Source organism: Duganella sp. GW821-FHT01E12, assembly GCF_059422325.1.
In genome coordinates, this window is sequence record NZ_JBWKWR010000007.1 from 14,314 (window position 1) to 33,635 (window position 19,322).

Genomic DNA, 19,322 nt, shown 5'->3' on the forward strand with positions numbered 1-19,322 from the left:
GCAACTTGCCGCAGAAAGGCGTTGATGAACTTTTCGTAGCCAGGTCTGGAGATTTTTATATGCATACCCCACAAGCGCGCGTTTTCCGTAGTCGGCCACAACAAGGTGGTTTCACGCTGATCGAGTTGATTGTTGTGATCGTTATTCTGGGCATCCTGGCCGCGACCGCGCTGCCCAAGTTTGCCAACCTGGGGGCTGATGCGCGCCTGGCCAAGATGCAGGCGGCGAAGGCGGCCGTCATTAGCGCATCCAATATGTACCACGGACGCTGGCTGGCAGACGGCTCGCCTGCCGCCGGCGCCACCTATGATACCGACGTGGTCGTCAACGGTACTGGCTATCCGACTTTCGCCGGCATGCTGGCCGCCGTCGGTGGTGTTTCGGGCTTGGCCGACTACGACCACTCGACCTTTGGCACGGACGGCGTGTTACGCCCGGATACCACCCGCACCGCTTGCACGATCACCTATGTGCCGGCATCCGGCACCGTGACCGTCGCAGCCACCAACGCCAACTGCTGATCCATCAGAAATGGCTGGCCGGAGAGGGGCGTGATGGGGCTGGCGCTGCCGCGCCACACCCGGCCCACGAGGCCGGGCGGCTTCACGCTGGTTGAACTTGTCACTGTGCTGGTGGTGGTCGGTGTGTTGGCCGGCATCGTCGCTCCGCGCTTCTTCCAGCGCCAGGGCTTTGACGCGGTCGCCTACACCGACCAGATGCGAGCCTTGCTGCGCTACGGCCAGAAGATCGCCATCGCCCAGGGCCGCAACGTCTTTGTGCGGCTGAACGGCAGCAGCACGGCACTGTGCTACGACGCCGCGTGCAACGCGCACGTGGCGCCGGCGGGCGGCTCCAACAGCGGCAACAGCGTCACGCTCGCCAGCTGCGGTTCCACAGCCTGGGCTTGCGAAGGCGTCCCCAACGGCCTGGCTATTCCCGCCGCCACTTTCTATTTCGATCCCACCGGCCAGCCTTTCGCGGCAAGCGATCCGCTGGGCGGGCTGAACTCGACTTTCGCCCCGCTGACGCTGGCCGTCACCGGCGGCGACGGTGCCCACAACGTCACCGTGACTCCGGTAACCGGCTATGTCTTTTAAGCCGACCGCGCGCGCACAATCGGGCCTGAGCCTGGTTGAGCTGATCATGTTCATCGTCATCGTCGGCATCGCCGTGGTCAGCATTCTGCAGGTGCTGGGCATGGGCGCGCGCTCCAGTCCCGATCCGATGCGGCGCAAGCAGGCGCTGGCCGTCGCCGAGGGCATGATGGAGGAAGTCCGGCTGGCACGCTACACGTTTTGCGACGGCAGCGATCCGAAGGCCGAGCAGCCAGACATACAGGGGCCGGGTGATTGTACGATTCCGGAAGGCCCGGGCAGGGAACCGACCGATACCCGTCCTTACGACAACGTCAACGATTACGTGGGCGTCTACAACACCGACGCGGCGGGCAACAACTTCCCGGGCGGTTATTCAGCCACCGTGGCGGTGGTCGCGGATGCGGCGTTCGGGCCGGCCGGCGCCACGGTCCCGCCGGACGCCGTGCTGCACATCACGGTCACCGTCACCTACACCGGCGGCGACCCCGTGGTGCTGGACGGCTACCGCACCCGCTACGCGCCGAGGTCGCTATGAGCCGGCAGCGCGCACGCGGCTTCACGCTGGTGGAGGTGATCATCGTCATGGTGGTCACCGGCATCCTGGCCGGCATGGTGGCGGTGTTCCTCAAGACCCCGGTGCAGAACTACGTCGACACGGCCGCGCGCGTCGACATGACCGACGTCGCCGACCTGGCCCTGCGCCGCATGACGCGCGAGCTGCGGCTGGCCCTGCCCAACAGCGTGCTGATCTCCGCCGACCGCCGCACCCTGCAGTTCCTGCTGACCAAGACCGGTGGCCGCTACATCGACATCGGCGATTCGCCGCCGGCCTCGCTGCTGCCGCTCGATTTCAGCCCGGCGGCCAATCTGTCGTTCGACCTGGCCGGCGCCGCGCCCACGGGACGCATGCAGATCGTGCCGTCCGACTGGATCGCCGTGTTCAACATCGGCAGCGCGCCGGCCGACGCCCGCACCTTCGGCAACATCGCGCGCGTGGCGGCGGTCAACGGCAGCCGCATCACGCTGGCCAACAATCCGTTCGCCACGCAGTCGCCGTCGATGCAGTCGCCGACCAACCGCTTCCAGGTGGTGACCGGCACAGTGACCTATGTGTGCGCGCCGTCCGCCGCCGGCGGCACGCTGACGCGCAACTTCAGCAACCAGATCATCGGCCTGAACGGCCTGGGCGCGCCGCCGTATGGCGCGGCGGCGCGGCTGGCCAACCTGGTCGCGGACTGCGGCTTCGATTACACGGTGCTGGCCAATACCAACGCGGCACTGGTGTCCGTGTCCTTGACGCTGGCGCGCAACAATGGCGAGAGCATCAGCCTGGTGCGCCAGGTTCACCTGGATAACACGCCATGAGACCGTTCCGCCACCGCCTCGCCGCCGGCTTCTCCATCGTCACCGCGCTGTTCCTGGTGGTGGTGCTGTCGGCGCTGGGCGTGGCCATGATGAACCTGACCGCCTCGCAGCAGACCAGCTCGGCATTGGACTTGCTGGGCGCGCGCGCTTACGAGGCGGCCCGCGCCGGCGTCGAATACGGCCTGTACCAGCAGCAGATCAACGGCAGCTGCGCGCCCAGCCGCAGCTTCGCGCTGGGCGGGACCTTGTCGACCTTCACCGTCACCGTGCTGTGCGCCGTCAACCCCACGCCCGGCATGGGCGCCAACATGAACCGGATCACCGTCACCGCCACCGCCTGCAACCAGCCGGCCGGCGGCGCGTGTCCGAATGCCGCCACCACCAGCGCCGACTATGTCCAGCGCACGGTCACGGCGCAGTTCTTCTGAGGAGGCGACGATGCGTACCGCTATCACGTTCTCCGCGCTCCGCTGGCTGGCGCTGCTGTGCTGGCTGGCGGCAGGCGCGGCGCGCGCCGATGCGCCGATCACGCTGTTCAAGAGCTTTGCCGGAAACGTCAGCTTCACCGGCACCCAGACCACCTTGCGCGCCAAGGACAACGATTCCGGTCCCTGCGACCTGAAAAACGGCCAGCTGCAACTCAAGCTCAAGGATGTGCCGCGCACCGCCACCATCCTCAGCGCGCAGCTGTACTGGGCCGGTTCCGGCTCGACCCCGGACTACGACGTGAGCTTCGACGGCGATCCGGTGAGCGCGCCCAGCAACCGCCGCTACACCTCGCCCACGGTGGGCTACGACTTCTTCGCGGGCGCGGTGGACGTGACCGCGCAGGTGGTGGCCAAGGGCAACGGCAACTACAAGATCGACGACCTGAGCGTCAACAGCGGCAGCCCCTACTGCGCGGTCGAGGGCGTGCTGGGCGGCTTCCAGCTGCTGGTGATCTACTCGGACCCCAGCGAAACGTTCCGGGTGCTCAATGTGTACGAGGGTTTCCAGTACATCCGCAATTCGGCCGTGACGCTGACGCTGGCCAACTTCAAGACCCCCACGCCGATCGGCAGCCTGACCGGCAAGATCGGCCACATCACGTGGGAGGGCGACGCCACGCTGTCGGGCGGCGGCGAGATCCTGCGCTACAACGGCGTCGAGATGGTCGATGCGATGAACCCGTCCGGCAACCAGTTCAACTCGGCCTCCAATATCGACGGCGACGACAAGTCCTACGGCATCGACTTTGACGCCTACACCGTGTCGTCGCCGACCATCAAGGCCGGCCAGACGTCGGCGCGCAGCGACTACCAGTCCGGCCAGGACCTGGTGCTGCTGAACGCCGAGGTGATCGCCGCGCCCAACGTGCCGGCCGCCGACCGCGCCATCTCGATGACGCTGCAAGACCCGCTGCAGCCCGCGCAGGCCAGCAACTACATCATCAAGGTCAGCAACAACGGCCCGCTGGCCGAAGGCGGCCCGACCACCGTGGTCGATGTGCTGCCGTCGTCGCTGATCTTCGTCAGCGCCGGCGGCACTGGTTGGGTGTGCGGCATGGCGGGGCAGAAGCTCACCTGCACCTACAGCGGCACCATGGCCGCCGGCGCCACGCTGCCGTCGATCACGCTGCGGGTGACGACGGCCGCCGCCGCCAGCGGCCTGGTCACCAACAGCGCCACCGTCAGCGGCCAGCTGTTCGACTACTACGACGGCAACGACACCTCCACCGTCAGTTCGCTGGTGGGCGCGGCGGGCTTTACGCCGAGCTATATGTACACCGTCGCGAAAGACGACAGCAAGCCTGCCGACGGCCAGTGCGTGAACGGCTTGCCGTTCGACGACCCGGGCCAGAGCTGCCAGCCGGTCGACTTCACCGGCAAGCAGTATCTGGCCAACAAGGACATTCCGCTGTACCTGACCTTTGTGGCCGCCGGCGTGCCGACCGCGCTGTCGAACTCGGACAGCACGATCCAGCTCAAGTACGCGCTGTCCTGCTACGATCCGGTGCAGGACGCCGGCGTGCGCGCCACCTTCAGCATGGTCGGCGGCGGCACCAGCACGCTGCCGCTGTGCGCCCGCTCGGGCGCGCTGCCGGCGCAGAACTCGTCCACCTGGACCGGCTTGAACAACGTGGTCATGGCCGGCGGCAAGGCCAGCTCGGTTTATCAGTACAACTTCCATTACGCCGACGTGGGGCGCATCGAGTTCCTCGTCAGCGACAACAGCGCGCGCTTTGGCACCAGCGGCCCGTTCGTCGAACGCCCGGAGAAGCTGGTGCTGAGCGCGCCAGTGGGCAACCGTGCCGGCAGCCAGGCCTCGGCCACCGACCCCATGTTCCTCACCGCCGGCACGGCGTTCCCGTTGACCGTCAGCGCGCTGATGTACGGCGGCGCGCCGGCGCCCAACTTCGGCAAGGAGAGCACGCCGGTGGTGATCCGGCTGGCCGTGAAGGCGGCCAAGGATGCGAACGGCGACCGGCTGGTCGACATGCTGGCCGACCCGACGGCGCCCGAGACCGAGCTGGTACTCAACGGCAGCCTGGGCGCCTTCAGCGGCGGCAGCGCCACCGGCAACGCGTTTTCCTATGCCGATGTCGGCGTGCTGGAAATCATGCCGGCGATCAGGGCGGTTGATCCCGACACGGGCGCCTTTATCAAAGGCAGCTATCTCAACACCGGCGACGTGCTGTCGACGGCGGTCAACGTCGGCCGTTTCGTGCCTGACCATTTCGACACGGTGGCCACCGCGCCCATGGCATGCGACCCGGCCGGCATGAGCTGTCCTGCCGCGGTGGCGGGCATGGCGTATTCGGGGCAGTCGTTCGGGGTGAAGGTGACGGCGGCCAACCTGCAGGGCGCCACCACGGTCAGCTACCGGGGCGCCCTGGCGCGCGCGGTGCAGTTGTCGGCCTGGTCGGCGCCGGGCACGGTCACCACCGCCAATCCGCCGGCCTCGCCAGCGGGATCGGCGCTGAGCGCCAACAACCTGGCCGTCGAAGATTTCGGCACCAATGCCACCAACGGCGGCGTGGCCAACGCCAATCCGGTCTACACCTTTCCGAACGCCTACGTTTCCACCGCGCCGTTCGCCAACAACTGGGTGCCGCCGACCATGGTGTACCTGCGCGCCAGCGAGACCGGCTCCCCGAACGACGGCGTCACGTCGCTGCGCGCCGGCGCGGTCGAGGGCGGCGTGGCGGTGGTGGCCGGCCGCCTGTTCGTGCCCAACGCTTATGGCGCGTCCAATCTGCCGCTGTCGCTGCAGCTGGGCGCGCAGTACTACGGCCAGGCCACTGTCGGCGGCGCCACCGTGCGGGCCTGGCGCAACAACGCCAGCGACAGCGTGACCAAGGTGACGCCGGCGTCGAACTTGCAATATACCAGCTGCCTGCTGGCGTGTCCTTCGCCGGCCGCCAACACGCAGCCGACCTACACGATGAACATGGGCGTGACGACCGTCAGCCTGAAGGCGGGCAGCAGCGCCGGCAAGAGCGGCGCCAACGTCAGCGTCATCAACGGGCCGGCCTGGCTGCCGACCGGCCAGGGGCGCGTGACTTTCGGCTTGTACCGCAGTCCGGTCATTTTCTTGCGGGAAGTGTATTGAATCCGCCTCATTTTATTTGGGATCTGGGCATTAAGAAGGCAAACTGGAGACATGACCCCAAATTGGGGAAGTGACTCAATGAAACTTGAATATAATCAACGACGTGCGGCGGCTATTGAATCCCGTGCTTAATCATTTGAGACAGTCGGATGCGTTTATTTGGAAAAGCGGAAAAAAAGAATGGCTGGCTGGCCATCGGCCTGACGGCAGACGGCGTGCAGGCGGCGGCGATCGAGCGCCGCACCGACGGCCTGCCCAAGGTGCTGCTGGCCGCGTCCTATCCCGGCAGGGCCGACCAGGCCGGCGCCACGCTGGCGCGGCTGGGCAAGGAACTGCATGCCAACCGCTATTTATGCACCACGCTGCTGGGCTCGGGCGGCTATCAGCTGCTGATGGTGGAGGCGCCCAATGTGCCCGAGGCGGAGATGAAGACCGCGCTGGGCTGGCGCGTCAAGGACATGATCGACTTCCCGCTGGAGCAGGCCACCATCGACATGGCGCTGGTGCCCACGGCCAACGGCTCGACCCAGGCGCGCCAGGCGTTCGCGGTGGCGGCCCGCAACAGCGTGCTGGGACCGCACCAGCAGCTGTTCGCCGACAGCAAGATCGCGCTGACCGCCATCGACATCGGCGAAATGGCGCAGCGTAACATCTCGGCGCTGCTGGAGCCGGAGGGACGCGGCCTGGCGCTGCTGGCCTTCGACGCCGACGGCGGCCTGCTGACCGTCAGCTATCAGGGTGAGCTCTACCTGGCGCGCCGCATCGACATCACGCTGAACCAGTTGCTCGACCCGGATACGGAGCGCCTGCATCAACTGTACGACCGCATCACGCTGGAACTGCAACGCTCGCTGGACCACTTCGAGCGGCAGTTCTCGTTTGTCACCGTGGCCAAGCTGCTGCTGGCGCCGGTGGGCGAGGGCGATCTGTGCACTTATCTGACCAGCAATCTGTACCTGCCGGTGGAGCAGCTGGACCTGGCCCAGGTGCTGGACCTGAGCGCGGCGCCCGAGTTGCAGGAGCCGGCGCAGCAGGCCGGCTTCCTGCGCACGCTGGGCGCGGCGCTGCGCGATAGGGCGAGCGCATGAGCCAGCAGATCAACCTGTTCAACGCTGGCTTCCAGCGCAAGAAAAACTACGCCGGCACGCCGGTGCTGACGGCCGGCATCGGCATGCTGGTGCTGGTGCTGATCGGGATGTCGGCCTGGACCAAGTCCCAGCTGGCGGCGCTGGAGGCCGAGGCCGCCACAGTCAAGGCCAACTTGGCCAACATCGAGCAGCGCAAGAGCGCCGCCACGGCCGCCTTCGTTGCGCCGCGCAAGAGCGAAGCGCTGCAACAGGAACTGGACCAGGCCGGCGTGGAGTTGCGCAACCTGCAGCAGGTGGCCGGCATACTCGAACAAGGCCAGCCGGGCGCGACGCGCGGCTATTCGGCCTACTTCCGCGCCTTCGCGCGGCGCGGCATCGACGGCCTGTGGCTGACCGGCGTCACCATCCAGGGCAGCGGCGACGCGATCGGCCTGCAGGGACGGGCGCTGAAGGCCAGCCTGCTGCCGGGTTATCTGAACGGCCTGGCCAGCGAGGCCGTCTTGCGCGGCAAGACCTTCGGCCAGCTGGAAATGCGCGAACCCAAGCCCGAGCCGAAAGCCGAGGCGGCTAATGCCGCGCCGGTGGCGGCGGCGCCGCGTTACGTGGAATTCAGCCTGCAGTCGGCCTCGGCCGGCGAGCGCGGCAAGGCGGAGCAGCCATGAAAGCATACTGGATCAAATTCGACGCCTGGCTGATGGCCTTGAGCCAGCGCGAACGGCTGATGGTGGTGGGCGCGGCGGCGGCGATGCTGGTGTACCTGACGTACATGCTGGTGCTCGATCCGGCCTACACACGCGAGCGCACGCTGCGCGCGGCCATGGTGGAGCAGCGCATGCTGGTCTCCGGCATCAATTCCGAACTGATACAGCTCGAGACGGCGTCACGCCGCGATCCCGACCGCGAAGTGCGCGAACGTCTGCGCGTGTTGCAGCAGGATAGCGCCGCGCTGCGCGCCAAGCTGCGCAGTGCGCAAAAGGGCCTGGTGGCGCCGGAACGCATGGGCGCCTTGCTGCAGCAGATGGTGCAGGGCCACGGCAAGTTGCGTCTGGTGTCGCTGAAGACCTTGCCGCCGCAGGGCACGGTCGACGGCAGCTTCGCCGCGCTGGAAGCGCTTGAGCCGCCGCGCGCCCGTCCGGCCGCGCCGCCGCAGCCGACGCCGGCCGCCATCGTGCAGGCCAACGTTGCCGCCGCCGCGCCCAAGCCGCCGCCCGCCGCGGCCCCGGCGTCCGCGCCGGCGCCGCTGCTGTTCCGCCACGGCGTGCAGCTGGTGCTGCAGGGCAGCTATCTGGAGATGATCGATTACCTGGAAGCGCTGGAAGCCATGCCGACCCAGCTGTTCTGGGGCGGCGCCGCGCTCGACGCCGACCAATACCCGCAAGCGCGGCTGACGCTGACCTTGTACACCCTGAGCCTGGATCAGAAATGGATCGCACTGTGAACCGCCGCTTGAGCTTGCTGCTGCCGTTGCTGCTGGCGCTGCCCGCGCTGGCGCAGAAGATGGCCGACCCGACCCGTCCGCCCGCCGCGCTGGCCACGCCCGCCGACGAGGGCGCCGCGCCGGACAGCGCGCCGGCAGGCCCGCGCCTGCAATCGATCCTGATCGGCCGCGCGCCCGGCGGCCGCAGGCTGGCGGTGATCGACGGCGCCACCGTGCGCGCCGGCGCCAAGGTGGGCGACGCGGTGCTGGTACGCATCAACGACAATTCGGTGGTACTCCGCCGGGGCAAGAATCTGGAAACTCTGACCCTGTTTCCCAAACCGGCCGAGGCCGCAGACCCGACAGGGAAAACAAAATGACGAAACACACACCACACCACATGCTGCGCTGGGCCGGCGCGCTGGGCGCCGCTGCCGCGCTGGCGGCCTGCCAGACCCAGGCGCCACGCGACACCTACAACACCATCGACCAGCAGGTGCGCGACGCCGCCGCCCAGGCCCACACGCAGCCCGCCAGTCCGGCGGCGGTGGAGGCGGCGCTGTTGCCGCCGCCCGCCGCGGCCATGGCGGCCGAGCTGCCCAAGGCGCGCGCGGTGATGGAGGAGCGCTTCAACGTGTCGTTCAACCAGGTGCCGGTGCAGCAGTTCTACAATTCCATCGTGGCCGGCACGCGCTACAACATGCTGATCCATCCGGACGTCAGCGGCACCGTCACCGCCAACCTGAAGGATGTGACGCTGTTCGAGGCGCTCGACGCCGTGCGCGAACTGTACGGCTACGATTACAAGGTCGAGGGCACGCGCATCTACATCCGTCCGCTGACCATGCAGACCCGCATCTTCCAGGTCAACTACCTGAACTCCACGCGCAAGGGCACGTCCAATGTGCGGGTGTCGTCGACGTCGGTGAACACGGTGGGCACGGTGGTGTCCGGCCAGAGCGGCAACACGGGCAGCGGCGGCAACGGCCAGAGCAACCAGCCGCAGCAGCCGGGACAGGCCAACCAGCAGTATGCGATGGAGGATTCCAGCAACGTCAAGACCTCGTCCTCCACCGATTTCTGGACCGAGTTGAAGGAGGCCCTGGTGGCCCTGGTCGGCGGCGCGGGCGAGGGCCGCAGCGTGGTGATCAGTCCGCAATCGGGCGTGATCGTGGTGCGCGCCTTGCCGGAGCAGTTGCGCAATGTGGACCAGTACTTGAAGGCGACCCGCCTGGCGGTCGAACGCCAGGTGATCCTGGAGGCCAAGATCCTCGAAGTGCAGTTGAACAGCGGCTTCCAGAGCGGCATCAACTGGGCCAGCTTCGCCTCGTTCGGCGGCGGCGGCAGCAACCGGCTGTCCGGCGGCTTCCTGGCGCCCGGCACCGGGCTGGCGCCGTTGCCGGCCAACGGCGGCCAGCCGGCCGTGCTCACCAGCGGCGGCACGGCGGGCATTTCGGCCAGCTCCGGCTTCTCGCTGGCCAATGCGGCCAACAACGCCGGCTCGCTGTTCGGCCTGGCCTTCCAGACCAGTAACTTCGCCGCCATGATTTCCTTCCTGGAGTCGCAGGGCTCGGTGCATGTGCTGTCCAGCCCGCGCATCGCCACCATGAACAACCAGAAGGCCGTGCTCAAGATCGGCACCGACGAATTCTATGTGACCGGCGTGAGCACCACGACCAACTCCAACGTCAGCGGCAACACCACCAGCCCCAACGTGACCTTGCAGCCGTTCTTCTCCGGCGTGGTGCTGGACGTGACGCCACAGATCGACGATGAGGGCAACATCATGCTGCACGTGCATCCGTCGGTGAGCCAGGTGTCGACCGTGAACAAGATCGTCAACCTGGGCAGCGCCGGATCGCTGCAGCTGCCGCTGGCGGCGTCGAGCACGTCGGAAATGGACAGCATGGTGCGCGGCCAGGATGGGCGCATCGTCGCCATCGGCGGCCTGATGCGCCAGTCCAGCACCGACGACAACAGCCAGGCGCCCGGCATCGGCAGCCTGCCGGTGGTCGGCGCCTTGTTCCGCAACACCGAGCGCAGCACGCAGAAGCGCGAGCTGGTGGTGTTGATCAAGCCCACCATCGTCGACGGCGCGTCCAGCTATGCGCAGGACCTGGAGGATGCCAGCCGCCGGGTCCAGCAACTGGCGCCGCCTGCCGGAGGACGCAAATAAATGTACCGGGCCCACTTCGGCTTGGGTGAGATGCCTTTCGGGATCACGCCTGACACCAGCTTCTTCTTCACCAGTCCGCATTCGCAGCAGGCGCTCAACACCTTGCTGGTGGCGGCGCGCAGCGGCGAGGGCTTCATCAAGATCACCGGCGAGGTCGGCACCGGCAAAACGCTGTTGTGCCGCAAATTCATGGCGACACTGGGGCCGGAGTTCGTCACGGCCTACATCCCCAATCCCTATCTGGAGCCGCGCACGCTGATGCTGGCGCTGGCCGATGAACTGGAACTGCCCCTGCAGCGCGACGTGGACCAGCACCAGTTGCTGAAGTCGCTCACGCAGCGCCTGATGGACCTGGCGCGCGAGGGCAAGCAGGTGGTGATGTGCCTGGACGAGGCGCAGGCGATCCCGCTGGAGAGCCTGGAAGCCTTGCGCCTGTTGACCAATCTGGAAACCGAGAAGCGCAAGCTGTTGCAGATCGTGCTGTTCGGCCAGCCGGAACTGAACCAGCATTTGCAGACCAACTCGATCCGCCAGCTGGCGCAGCGCATCACCTTCCACTACCATCTGGGGCCGCTCAGCCGCGACGACATGGAATACTATCTGGCCCATCGGTTGCGTGTGGCGGGCTATACCGGCAGCCGCCTGTTCAGCCGGGGCGCCATCGGACGGCTGTTCAAGGCCAGCGGCGGCATACCGCGCCTGGTCAACATTATGGCGAACAAGTCGTTGATGCTATGCTTCGGCGAAGGCAAGCAGCAGGTGACGCGCCGTCATGTGGACATGGCGGCGGCCGACACCGTGCAGTCGAAGGCGGGCTTGCGTTGGCAATGGCTGATGGCCGGCGTGAGTTTGCTGATCGCCGCCTGCGGCCTGACATGGGCGTTGACGAAATGAGTCTGATCAATAAAATGTTGCAGGACCTCGACGCGCGCGGCGGTACGGGCGATGACGCCTTGCGCCAGCAGCAGTTGCGCGGCGTGGGCGGACAGGCCCGCGAGCGGCGGCCGTTGGTGGTCGGCGGCGCGCTGGTCTTGACGGCGGTGGTGGTGGGCGGCGGCTGGTTTGGCTGGCAGTATTGGCAAAGCCATCGCGCGCCGGCGCAGCAGCCGGCCGTGTTGGCCGCCGCGCCGGCCAAGGCCGTGCGCGCTGCGCCAACGCCTGCCGCGACGCCGACGCCTGCTGCGGTGCCGACGCCTGCCGCGACGCAAGCGCCTGCCGCGCCGGTCGTGGCTGCGGCGCAGGCAGCGCCCGCTGCCGCCGATGCACCCAAGATCGCTGCGGCGCCGGAACCGGCGGCGGCCGAAGCGGCGCCGCGCAAGCCTGCCGCCACGGCGCGTGCAGAGCGCAAGCCGGCTCACCAGGCCAGCGCCGACAGCTCGCTTGGCGTGGGCACGATCACGCATGACATCAGCCCGCAGCAGATGGCGGAGAACACCTACCGCCGCGCCCTGGTGGCCTTGCAGGAAGGCCGTGTGAGCGCCGCGCTGGCCGATCTGGACCGCGCTTTGGAAATCGATCCGCGCAACGAAGCCGCGCGTCAAACCAACATCAGCCTGCTGCTGGAGAACAAGCGCAACGACGACGCCATTCGCCAGCTGCGCCTGGCGCTAGGCATCGATCCGCGCCAGCCTGGGCTGGCGATGGTGCTGGCGCGCCTGCAATTGGAGAAGGGCGGCCCGGCGCTGGAAACGTTGATGACGACCCTGCCGTACGCAGGCGGCAGCGCCGAGTACCAGGCCTTCCTGGCGGGCGTGCTGCAACGCCAGCAGCGCCACACCGAGGCGGCGCAATACTATCGCGAAGCGTTGACGCTGGCGCCGCACAACGGCGTGTGGTGGATGGGCCTGGGCATCTCGCTGCAGGCCGACATGCATCTGCCGGAAGCGCGCGAAGCGTACCGGCGCGCGCGTGTTTCGAATGGCCTGTCGCCCGAGCTGCAAGCCTTCATCGACCGCAAGATCGAATCGCTGCCGCACTAAGCCTGCGACGGCCTACAGGCTGGCCTGCTGGCCCCAGATCTGTTTCATGCTGAAGCGGATCGACGCCTCGTCCTCGCTCAGGGCGGCGGCGATCGCGCCGTCCTGCTCGCCTGTGCTGCGCAACGGGGCCGGCGACAGCACGGCGCCCGCCGGATCGCGCAGGCAGTGGACCTGCAAGCCGCCGGCCCCGCCCGGACGGCGGCAGACCACGCCGATTTCCCCGCTCTGCAAGCGCACCAGCGTCCCCGGCGGAAAGTCGCCCAGTTCGCGCTGGAAGTACTGCACCAGCGTGGCGTCGACCGGCGCCACCTTGTCGTCGATCAGGTTGCGCAAGGCCTGGTCGGGCAGGATGGAACGGCGGTAATTGCGGGCCGACACCTGCGCGCAATAGCGATCCGCCAGACTCAGCAGCTTGGCGTTCTGCGTCACTTCGGGACTGGCGACGCCGGCCGGGTAGCCGCTGCCTTCATCGTTTTCGTGGTGCAGCAGCACGCAGGAAATCCATTCGTCATCCTGGATGCCGGCGTACTTCAGCATGTGCACGCTTTCCTCCGGGTGGCGGCGCACGATAGCCATTTCCTCGCTGGTCAGCGGCGTGTTCTTGTTCTGGAAGGCGTCGTTATGGCGTAGCATGCCGACGTTCATCGTCAGCGCGGCCGCCGTCACGGTCAGCGTGTCGGCCGCAGTCTTGTTGAGGCTGTGCGCGATGACGACGATCACCACCGCCGTCTCGATGCAGTGGCGCACCGCGTAGCTGCCGGCGATCTGGCACAGGAAGATGCAGGCCAGCGCGATGTCGGGATTGAGGTCCACCGCCTGGATCACGTCGCGCGCGATGTCGCGCAGCTCGCTCTCGGCGTTGTGCTCGTTGCGCAGGTTTTGCAGCAGGCGCTCCAGCCTGCGGTTCGACTGGTTGAGCAGATGCAGCACCGATGGCGGCGGTTCCTGCTCCGCGAACACGCCCGCTACGGGCGGCGCATCCGCCTGGTTGTTCTCGGCCATGATTCTTGTCCCCGATTTAAACTTTGCCCAGTCGCTCCAACGCGAGTGCCAGGGTCTCATCTTTCTTGGCAAAGCAGAACCGCACGATGCCCGATTCCTTGCCCTGCTGGTAAAACGCCGATACCGGTATCGCCGCCACCTTGATCTCGGTGGTCAGCCACTCCGCAAACTGCGCTTCCGTTTGCGTTGAAATTTTGTCGTAGCGCACGCACTGGAAATAGGTGCCGTCGGCCGGCAGCAGTTCGAAGCGCGATTGCTTCAGGCCCCCGCGGAACAGGTCGCGCTTGCGCTGGTAGAACGCCGGCAGTTCCAGGTAGGGCCTGGGATCGGCCATATAGCTGGCGATGCCGTGCTGCATGGGCGTGTTGACGCTGAAGACGTTGTACTGGTGGACCTTGCGGAACTCGGCCGACAGCGCGGCCGGCGCGGCGACGTAGCCGATCTTCCAGCCGGTCACGTGGTAAGTCTTGCCAAAGCTGGAGACGACGAAGGCGCGCGCCGCCAGCTCGGGATGGCGGCAGACGGACTCGTGGCGCTGGCCGTCGTAGACCATGTGCTCGTAGACCTCGTCCGACAGGATCAGCACGTCCGTGCCGCGCACGATGTCGGCCAGCGCCTGCAGGTCGGCCGCGCGCAGCACGCTGCCGGTCGGGTTGTGGGGGGAGTTGATGACGATCAGCCGCGTGTTGCCGTTGACCGCCGCCGCGATCTTGGACCACGGCACCGTGTAGCCTTGCGGGCCGGCCTCCATCTGCACCAGCACCGGCACGCCGCCGGCCAGCGTGATCGCCGGCACGTAGCTGTCGTAGCTGGGCTCGATGACGATCACCTCGTCGCCTGGATGCACGCAGCACAGGATGGCGGTGGTGAGCGCCTGGGTGGCGCCGGCGGTCACGGTGATGTCGGTGTCGACGTCGTACTGGTGGCCGTAGATGGCCGCGATCTTGGCGACGATGGCCTGGCGCAGCACCGGCGCGCCGGTCATCATCGGATACTGGTTGAAGTCGGCCTGCATGGCGTCGTTGACGGCTTGCAGCAGGCTGCGCTCGCAGGCGAAATCGGGGAAGCCCTGGCCCAGGTTGACCGCGTTGGCCTGCGCGGCCAGCGTGGACATGCGGGTGAACACGGTGGTGCCGACCGCCGGCAGGCGGCTGGTCAGGACGGGCGTGGTGGGCGTGCTGCCCGGCAGGTGGTTACGGCTATTCATGGCGGCTGTGTAGTGGACAGATAGCCTATTCTAGCTCAGCGCGCAAGGTTTGGTGTGGCGAAAAAATCCTCAGCTTTCCAGGCTCCACGCCTCGGGCACCATGACCTTGAACATGCCGGCCTTGGCCAGGCGGCGGGCCAGTTTGAGCAGCGCCTTGTCCTTGGTGATGAGGATGGCCGCGTTGGCGTCGCGCGCCACTTCGAGGAACTTCTGGTCGTCCTTGTCGGTGCAGACCGGCAGGCGCACGCCGGACTCGGGCGGGGCGACCACCTTGATCAGCTGGTCGAAGCGGGCGGCGGCCCGCGGGCGCGAGTCGTCGTCCAGCGGCAGGTGCTTGTAGTGCAGCACGATGTTGTACTCGTCGCGGCAGTCCGAGCGGGTGATCGCCTCGACCGCGCCGCTTTCCAGCGCGGCCAGCAGGGCGGCCCAGCGCGGGTCCTTGAACACGAACAGGTCGAGGCAGACGTTGGTGTCGATAACGATGCGGGTCGGTGTGAGTTTCTCTGGAACAGGTATCATGTGCTTAGTTCGTAAAAATGTTTATCTGGAATCTTATGCTGATAGTGCTTTCGCCTGCAAAAAGTCTCGATCTTGAGACCCCTCCGACCACCAAGTTGCACTCCCAACCTGATTTTCTCGACCACTCCGCGCAGCTGATCGACCGCCTGCGCGAATTCTCGCCGGTGCAGATCGGCGAGCTGATGGATTTGTCCGACAACCTGTCGGCGCTCAACGTCGCCCGCTACGCCAGCTGGAGCAGCGACACCGCCGAAGGCCGCCAGGCCGTGATGGCCTTCAACGGCGACGTCTACGGCGGCCTGGACGCGCGCACGCTCAAGCCGGGCCAGCTGGACTACGTGCAATCGCGGGTGCGCATCCTGTCCGGCCTGTATGGCATGTTGCGGCCGCTGGACCTGATCCACCCGCACCGGCTGGAGATGGGCACGCGCCTGAGCAACCCGCGCGGCAAGGACCTGTACGCCTTCTGGGGCGAGACCATCACCCAGGCGCTGAACAAGACCGCAGCCGAGCAGGGCGCCGAGACGCTGGTGAATCTGGCGTCCGAAGAGTATTTCAAGTCGGTCAAGCCCAAGCTGCTGGACGTGCCGGTGATCACGCCGCAGTTCGAAGACTGGAAGAACGGCAAATACAAGATCATCTCGTTTTACGCCAAACGCGCGCGCGGCCTGATGGCGCGCTACGCCGCCGTCAAAGGCATCACCGACCCGCAGAAGCTCAAGAAATTCGACATCGACGGCTACGCCTACGACAAGAAAGACTCGAACGATAAAACCTGGATTTTCCGCCGCCGCACCGAATAAAATTGGGGTCAAGTCTGACATTCGGACACGGCCTCTGCCGTAGCGGGCCCGCTACGGCAGAGGCCGTGTCCGAATGTCAGACTTGACCCCAAAATTGCCGTAAAAAAAACCGGGACCTGGGTCCCGGTTTTCGTTGGGGCTGGCTTAGTTCCAGAGCTTCCACCAGTGACGTTCGGCTTTCTTGCCTTCGTCCAGGAACTTGCTGGAAGGGTAGTTCAGCTTGAACACGCGCATGGTGTCGTCGCGCAGTTCGGTCATGCCCAGCTTGTCGTAGCTGCGGATCATGATGAACAGCGCTTCTTCGATCGCCGGCGAGTCGCGGTAGTCGTTCATGATGCCCATGGCGCGGTTGGCCGCTGCCAGATACGCGCCGCGGCGGTAGTAGTAGCGCGCCACATGCACTTCATACGAGGCCATCGCGTTGATCAGATAACGCATGCGGTCCAGCGAATCTGGCGTATACTTGCTGTTCGGGAACTTGTCCACCAGCTGTTTGAAGGCTGCATAGGCTTCGCGCGTGGCTTTCGGGTCGCGTTCGGTGGGGTCCTGCTCGTAGATGAAGTTCAGGAAGCCGATCTGGTCGTTGAAGTTGATCAGGCCGCGCAGGTAGTACATGTAGTCGACGTTGGCGTGGTTCGGGTGCAGCTTGATGAAGCGCTCCACGGCCGCCAGCGCCTGGGCCTGGTCCTGCGACTTGTAGTAGGCATAAGCGATCTGCATCTGCGCCTGCTGGGCGTAGGTGCCGAACGGATAGCTCGATTCCAGCTTCTCGTACAACTGAATTGCGCGTTCGTAGTGCTGTCCTTCCAGCTCTTCGCTCGCCTCCGAGTATAATTTCGTAGCGCTCCAACCTTTAGTCTCGTCGATCTTCTCCGAGAACAAACCGCAAGCGGACAAACTAAGCAGAACCAACGTTGCTGCGACTACTTTCAATTTTTTTTGCATATGTTTTGCAAGAAGCTGTTTAACCAAAGTTTTACAATAGGCTGATTATAGCCGATGGGAATGCTGTGATATTAACTCCAAAGCCGAATTTGGCCGAATCTTCCTCCGAACACGATGCCGATGCCGACCTGCTGGTCGAGCAAGACGGTGATTTTGGCGAAGACGACGGCCTGGCTCCGATCCATCTGGAACTGACCCCCGAAGTCTGCGGCCAACGCCTGGACAAGGTGATCTCCCACCTGGTTCCGCAATTTTCACGCGGCCGCCTGCAAATGTGGATCACCGACGGCTTCGTCACCGTCGACGGCAAGCCGGCCAAGTCCACCAAGGACACCGTCTACGGCGACGAGAAGATCGTCATTCTGCCCCAACCGGCGCCGGAAGACGAGGCTTTTAAACCGGAACCGATGGAACTTAACATCGTGTACGAAGATGAGCACCTGATGGTCATCAACAAACCGGCCGGCCTGGTGGTGCATCCGGGCGCCGGCAACTGGTCCGGCACGCTGCTCAACGGCCTGCTGCACCACTGCCCGCAGCTGTCGGGCGTCCCGCGCGCCGGCATCGTCCACCGCCTGGACAAGGACACCAGCGGCCTGATGGTGGTCGGCAAGACGCTGCCGGCCCAGACCGACCTGGTGCGCCAGCTGGCCGCGCGCACCGTCAAGCGCGAGTATTTCGCCGTGGTGTGGGGCATGCCGCGCATCAGCGGCACCATCGATTCGTCGATGGGCCGCCATCCAAAGGACCGCATCAAGATGGCGGTCTCGACCGGCATGGGCTCCAAGCCGGCCATCACCCACTACCAGGTACTGGGCGGCGGCAAGCTGGGCGAGGGCCGTCCGGTCACGCTGGTGCAATGCCGCCTGGAAACTGGCCGCACCCACCAGATCCGCGTGCACATGATGTCGATCGGCTTCCCGCTGGTGGGCGACACCACCTACGGCAAGCAGCACCTGGCCGACTACTTCCCGCGCCAGGCCCTGCAGGCGCGCCGCCTGGGCCTGGTCCATCCGGCCACCGGCGAACAGTGCGAGTGGACCGTGCCGCTGGCCGACGACTTCGCCGAACTGCTGGCCCGGGCCGGCATCGAAGTACCGGAAGCTATCTGATGTCCAGCCTGCCGCAATGGTTGATACCGCACTGGCCGGGCCTGCCGGCCAACGTGGGCGCGCTGTCGACCACGCGGCGCGGCGGCGTCAGCCCGGCGCCGTATGACGACGGCATGGGGCAGGGCGGTCTGAACCTGGGCACCCATGTCGGCGACCAGCCGCACAATGTCGCGCAAAACCGCGAAATCCTGCGTTCCATGCTGCCGGGCGATCCTGCCTGGCTGTCGCAGGTGCACGGCACGGCGGTGGTCGATGTGGCCCGCATCGGGCGCCAGGAGGTGCCGGAGGCGGACGCCAGCCTGTCTTCCACGCCGGGCAAGGTGTGCGTCATCATGACCGCGGACTGCCTGCCGGTGCTGTTCTGCGACGTCGAAGGCAAGACCGTGGCGGCTGCGCATGCGGGCTGGCGCGGGCTGGCCGCCGGCGTGCTGGAAAACACCGTCGACGCCATGCGCGCGGCCGGCGCCGGCGAGCTGACGGCGTGGATGGGGCCGGCGATCGGCGCCTACCAGTTCGAGGTGGGGCCGGAGGTGCGGCAGGCTTTCCTGAACGGCGCGGCGGACGCGTCCGGCGTGCGTCATGTGGAGGCGGCGTTCACCGCCGTCGAGGGCAGGCCGGGCAAGTATCTGGCCGATATCTACGGGCTGGCGCGCTACGTGCTGCACCGCGCCGGCGTGAAGCAGGTGCATGGCGGCGAGTTTTGCACCGTGTCCAATTCCGCCCGGTTCTACTCCTACCGGCGCGACGGCGTCACCGGCCGGCAGGCGGCGCTGATCTGGATCAAATGAATCGATCCCGCGCCGGCCTAGTCTGCTCGTTCGGCCTGGCGGGCCTGGTGCGCCGCCAGTTCGGCGGCGCGGCGGCGGGCTTTGCGCTTGCCGCTGCCGGCGATGTAAATCAATGTGCTCAACGGCAGCACGCAATAGAACAAAAACGTTACAATTCCCGCAACGACGGTAGGCTCGGTCAGAGCCATCAGTCCGACCACGTATATCCAAGCAATAGCAACAATCAGCATCAG

At 66.3% G+C, this 19,322-nt stretch carries 21 protein-coding genes; 16 read left to right on the plus strand and 5 right to left on the minus strand.

The features are described 5' to 3' along the window. Nucleotides 1-59 precede the first annotated feature (59 nt). The 13 genes from AC07WS_RS19475 to AC07WS_RS19535 all read left to right on the plus strand — a co-directional run bounded on the left by AC07WS_RS19475 (nucleotide 60) and on the right by AC07WS_RS19535 (nucleotide 12,713). Nucleotides 60-521, plus strand: coding sequence for a type II secretion system protein (locus AC07WS_RS19475; RefSeq protein ID WP_494730678.1), 462 nt, complete (start codon nucleotides 60-62; stop codon nucleotides 519-521). A 33-nt stretch (nucleotides 522-554) separates the two neighbouring features. Next, the gene (locus tag AC07WS_RS19480; RefSeq protein ID WP_494730956.1) at nucleotides 555-1,097 is read left to right on the plus strand and encodes a prepilin-type N-terminal cleavage/methylation domain-containing protein; all 543 of its coding nucleotides are present in this window, start codon (nucleotides 555-557) and stop codon (nucleotides 1,095-1,097) included. Beyond that, nucleotides 1,087-1,632 (plus strand): hypothetical protein, encoded by a 546-nt coding sequence (locus tag AC07WS_RS19485; protein ID WP_494730679.1) that lies wholly within the window; start codon nucleotides 1,087-1,089, stop codon nucleotides 1,630-1,632. The genes AC07WS_RS19480 and AC07WS_RS19485 overlap by 11 nt, the downstream gene beginning before the upstream one ends. Continuing rightward, nucleotides 1,629-2,462 carry a PulJ/GspJ family protein gene (locus AC07WS_RS19490; protein WP_494730680.1) on the plus strand — a complete coding sequence of 278 codons (834 nt, stop codon included), beginning with the start codon at nucleotides 1,629-1,631 and terminating at the stop codon, nucleotides 2,460-2,462. The genes AC07WS_RS19485 and AC07WS_RS19490 overlap by 4 nt, the downstream gene beginning before the upstream one ends. Further along, a complete protein-coding gene (locus AC07WS_RS19495; RefSeq protein WP_494730681.1) occupies nucleotides 2,459-2,890 on the plus strand; it encodes an agglutinin biogenesis protein MshP in 432 nt (143 codons plus the stop codon). The genes AC07WS_RS19490 and AC07WS_RS19495 overlap by 4 nt, the downstream gene beginning before the upstream one ends. A 10-nt stretch (nucleotides 2,891-2,900) precedes the next feature. Next, nucleotides 2,901-6,053, plus strand: coding sequence for a DUF6701 domain-containing protein (locus tag AC07WS_RS19500; RefSeq protein WP_494730682.1), 3,153 nt, complete (start codon nucleotides 2,901-2,903; stop codon nucleotides 6,051-6,053). A 149-nt stretch (nucleotides 6,054-6,202) separates the two neighbouring features. Then, complete coding sequence (locus tag AC07WS_RS19505; protein WP_494730683.1) at nucleotides 6,203-7,141, plus strand: agglutinin biogenesis protein MshI; 939 nt, start codon at nucleotides 6,203-6,205, stop codon at nucleotides 7,139-7,141. Continuing rightward, nucleotides 7,138-7,803: an MSHA biogenesis protein MshI gene (locus AC07WS_RS19510; RefSeq protein ID WP_494730684.1), complete on the plus strand. Its 666-nt coding sequence runs from the start codon at nucleotides 7,138-7,140 to the stop codon at nucleotides 7,801-7,803. Before AC07WS_RS19505 ends, AC07WS_RS19510 begins: the two co-directional genes overlap by 4 nt. After that, nucleotides 7,800-8,579, plus strand: coding sequence for a type II secretion system protein M (locus AC07WS_RS19515; protein WP_494730685.1), 780 nt, complete (start codon nucleotides 7,800-7,802; stop codon nucleotides 8,577-8,579). Before AC07WS_RS19510 ends, AC07WS_RS19515 begins: the two co-directional genes overlap by 4 nt. After that, nucleotides 8,564-8,938 carry an MSHA biogenesis protein MshK gene (locus AC07WS_RS19520; RefSeq protein ID WP_494730686.1) on the plus strand — a complete coding sequence of 125 codons (375 nt, stop codon included), beginning with the start codon at nucleotides 8,564-8,566 and terminating at the stop codon, nucleotides 8,936-8,938. The genes AC07WS_RS19515 and AC07WS_RS19520 overlap by 16 nt, the downstream gene beginning before the upstream one ends. Continuing rightward, nucleotides 8,935-10,734 carry a pilus (MSHA type) biogenesis protein MshL gene (mshL, locus tag AC07WS_RS19525; RefSeq protein ID WP_494730687.1) on the plus strand — a complete coding sequence of 600 codons (1,800 nt, stop codon included), beginning with the start codon at nucleotides 8,935-8,937 and terminating at the stop codon, nucleotides 10,732-10,734. The genes AC07WS_RS19520 and mshL overlap by 4 nt, the downstream gene beginning before the upstream one ends. Continuing rightward, nucleotides 10,735-11,628 carry an ExeA family protein gene (locus tag AC07WS_RS19530; protein ID WP_494730688.1) on the plus strand — a complete coding sequence of 298 codons (894 nt, stop codon included), beginning with the start codon at nucleotides 10,735-10,737 and terminating at the stop codon, nucleotides 11,626-11,628. Continuing rightward, nucleotides 11,625-12,713, plus strand: a complete 1,089-nt coding sequence (locus tag AC07WS_RS19535) for a tetratricopeptide repeat protein (protein ID WP_494730689.1) — start codon at nucleotides 11,625-11,627, stop codon at nucleotides 12,711-12,713. Before AC07WS_RS19530 ends, AC07WS_RS19535 begins: the two co-directional genes overlap by 4 nt. A gap of 12 nt (nucleotides 12,714-12,725) precedes the next feature. On the opposite strand, the gene AC07WS_RS19540 is transcribed toward AC07WS_RS19535, so the two are convergent. The 3 genes from AC07WS_RS19540 to AC07WS_RS19550 form a co-directional block, all read right to left on the minus strand. Then, complete coding sequence (locus tag AC07WS_RS19540; protein ID WP_494730690.1) at nucleotides 12,726-13,715, minus strand: HD-GYP domain-containing protein; 990 nt, start codon at nucleotides 13,713-13,715, stop codon at nucleotides 12,726-12,728. Between the two features lie 16 nt (nucleotides 13,716-13,731). Further along, a complete protein-coding gene (locus AC07WS_RS19545) occupies nucleotides 13,732-14,922 on the minus strand; it encodes a pyridoxal phosphate-dependent aminotransferase (protein ID WP_494730691.1) in 1,191 nt (396 codons plus the stop codon). Nucleotides 14,923-14,991: 69 nt separating this feature from the next. Next, nucleotides 14,992-15,441, minus strand: a complete 450-nt coding sequence (locus AC07WS_RS19550) for a putative toxin-antitoxin system toxin component, PIN family (protein WP_494730692.1) — start codon at nucleotides 15,439-15,441, stop codon at nucleotides 14,992-14,994. A 35-nt stretch (nucleotides 15,442-15,476) separates the two neighbouring features. Between AC07WS_RS19550 and yaaA the strand changes: the two genes are divergently transcribed. Beyond that, nucleotides 15,477-16,244 (plus strand): peroxide stress protein YaaA, encoded by a 768-nt coding sequence (gene yaaA / locus AC07WS_RS19555; RefSeq protein WP_494730693.1) that lies wholly within the window; start codon nucleotides 15,477-15,479, stop codon nucleotides 16,242-16,244. Nucleotides 16,245-16,388: 144 nt separating this feature from the next. Here the strand turns inward: yaaA and AC07WS_RS19560 are convergent, their stop codons facing one another. Further along, entirely contained in the window at nucleotides 16,389-17,189 is an 801-nt protein-coding gene (locus tag AC07WS_RS19560) for an outer membrane protein assembly factor BamD (protein ID WP_494730694.1), read from the minus strand. 89 nt (nucleotides 17,190-17,278) lie between these two features. Here AC07WS_RS19560 and AC07WS_RS19565 point away from each other — a divergent pair, with 89 nt between their 5' ends. Further along, entirely contained in the window at nucleotides 17,279-18,301 is a 1,023-nt protein-coding gene (locus AC07WS_RS19565) for an RluA family pseudouridine synthase (RefSeq protein ID WP_494730695.1), read from the plus strand. Next, the gene (pgeF, locus tag AC07WS_RS19570) at nucleotides 18,301-19,089 is read left to right on the plus strand and encodes a peptidoglycan editing factor PgeF (RefSeq protein ID WP_494730696.1); all 789 of its coding nucleotides are present in this window, start codon (nucleotides 18,301-18,303) and stop codon (nucleotides 19,087-19,089) included. Before AC07WS_RS19565 ends, pgeF begins: the two co-directional genes overlap by 1 nt. Nucleotides 19,090-19,106: 17 nt before the next feature. Here the strand turns inward: pgeF and AC07WS_RS19575 are convergent, their stop codons facing one another. After that, nucleotides 19,107-19,319, minus strand: a complete 213-nt coding sequence (locus tag AC07WS_RS19575) for a hypothetical protein (RefSeq protein ID WP_494730697.1) — start codon at nucleotides 19,317-19,319, stop codon at nucleotides 19,107-19,109. Nucleotides 19,320-19,322: the final 3 nt, after the last annotated feature.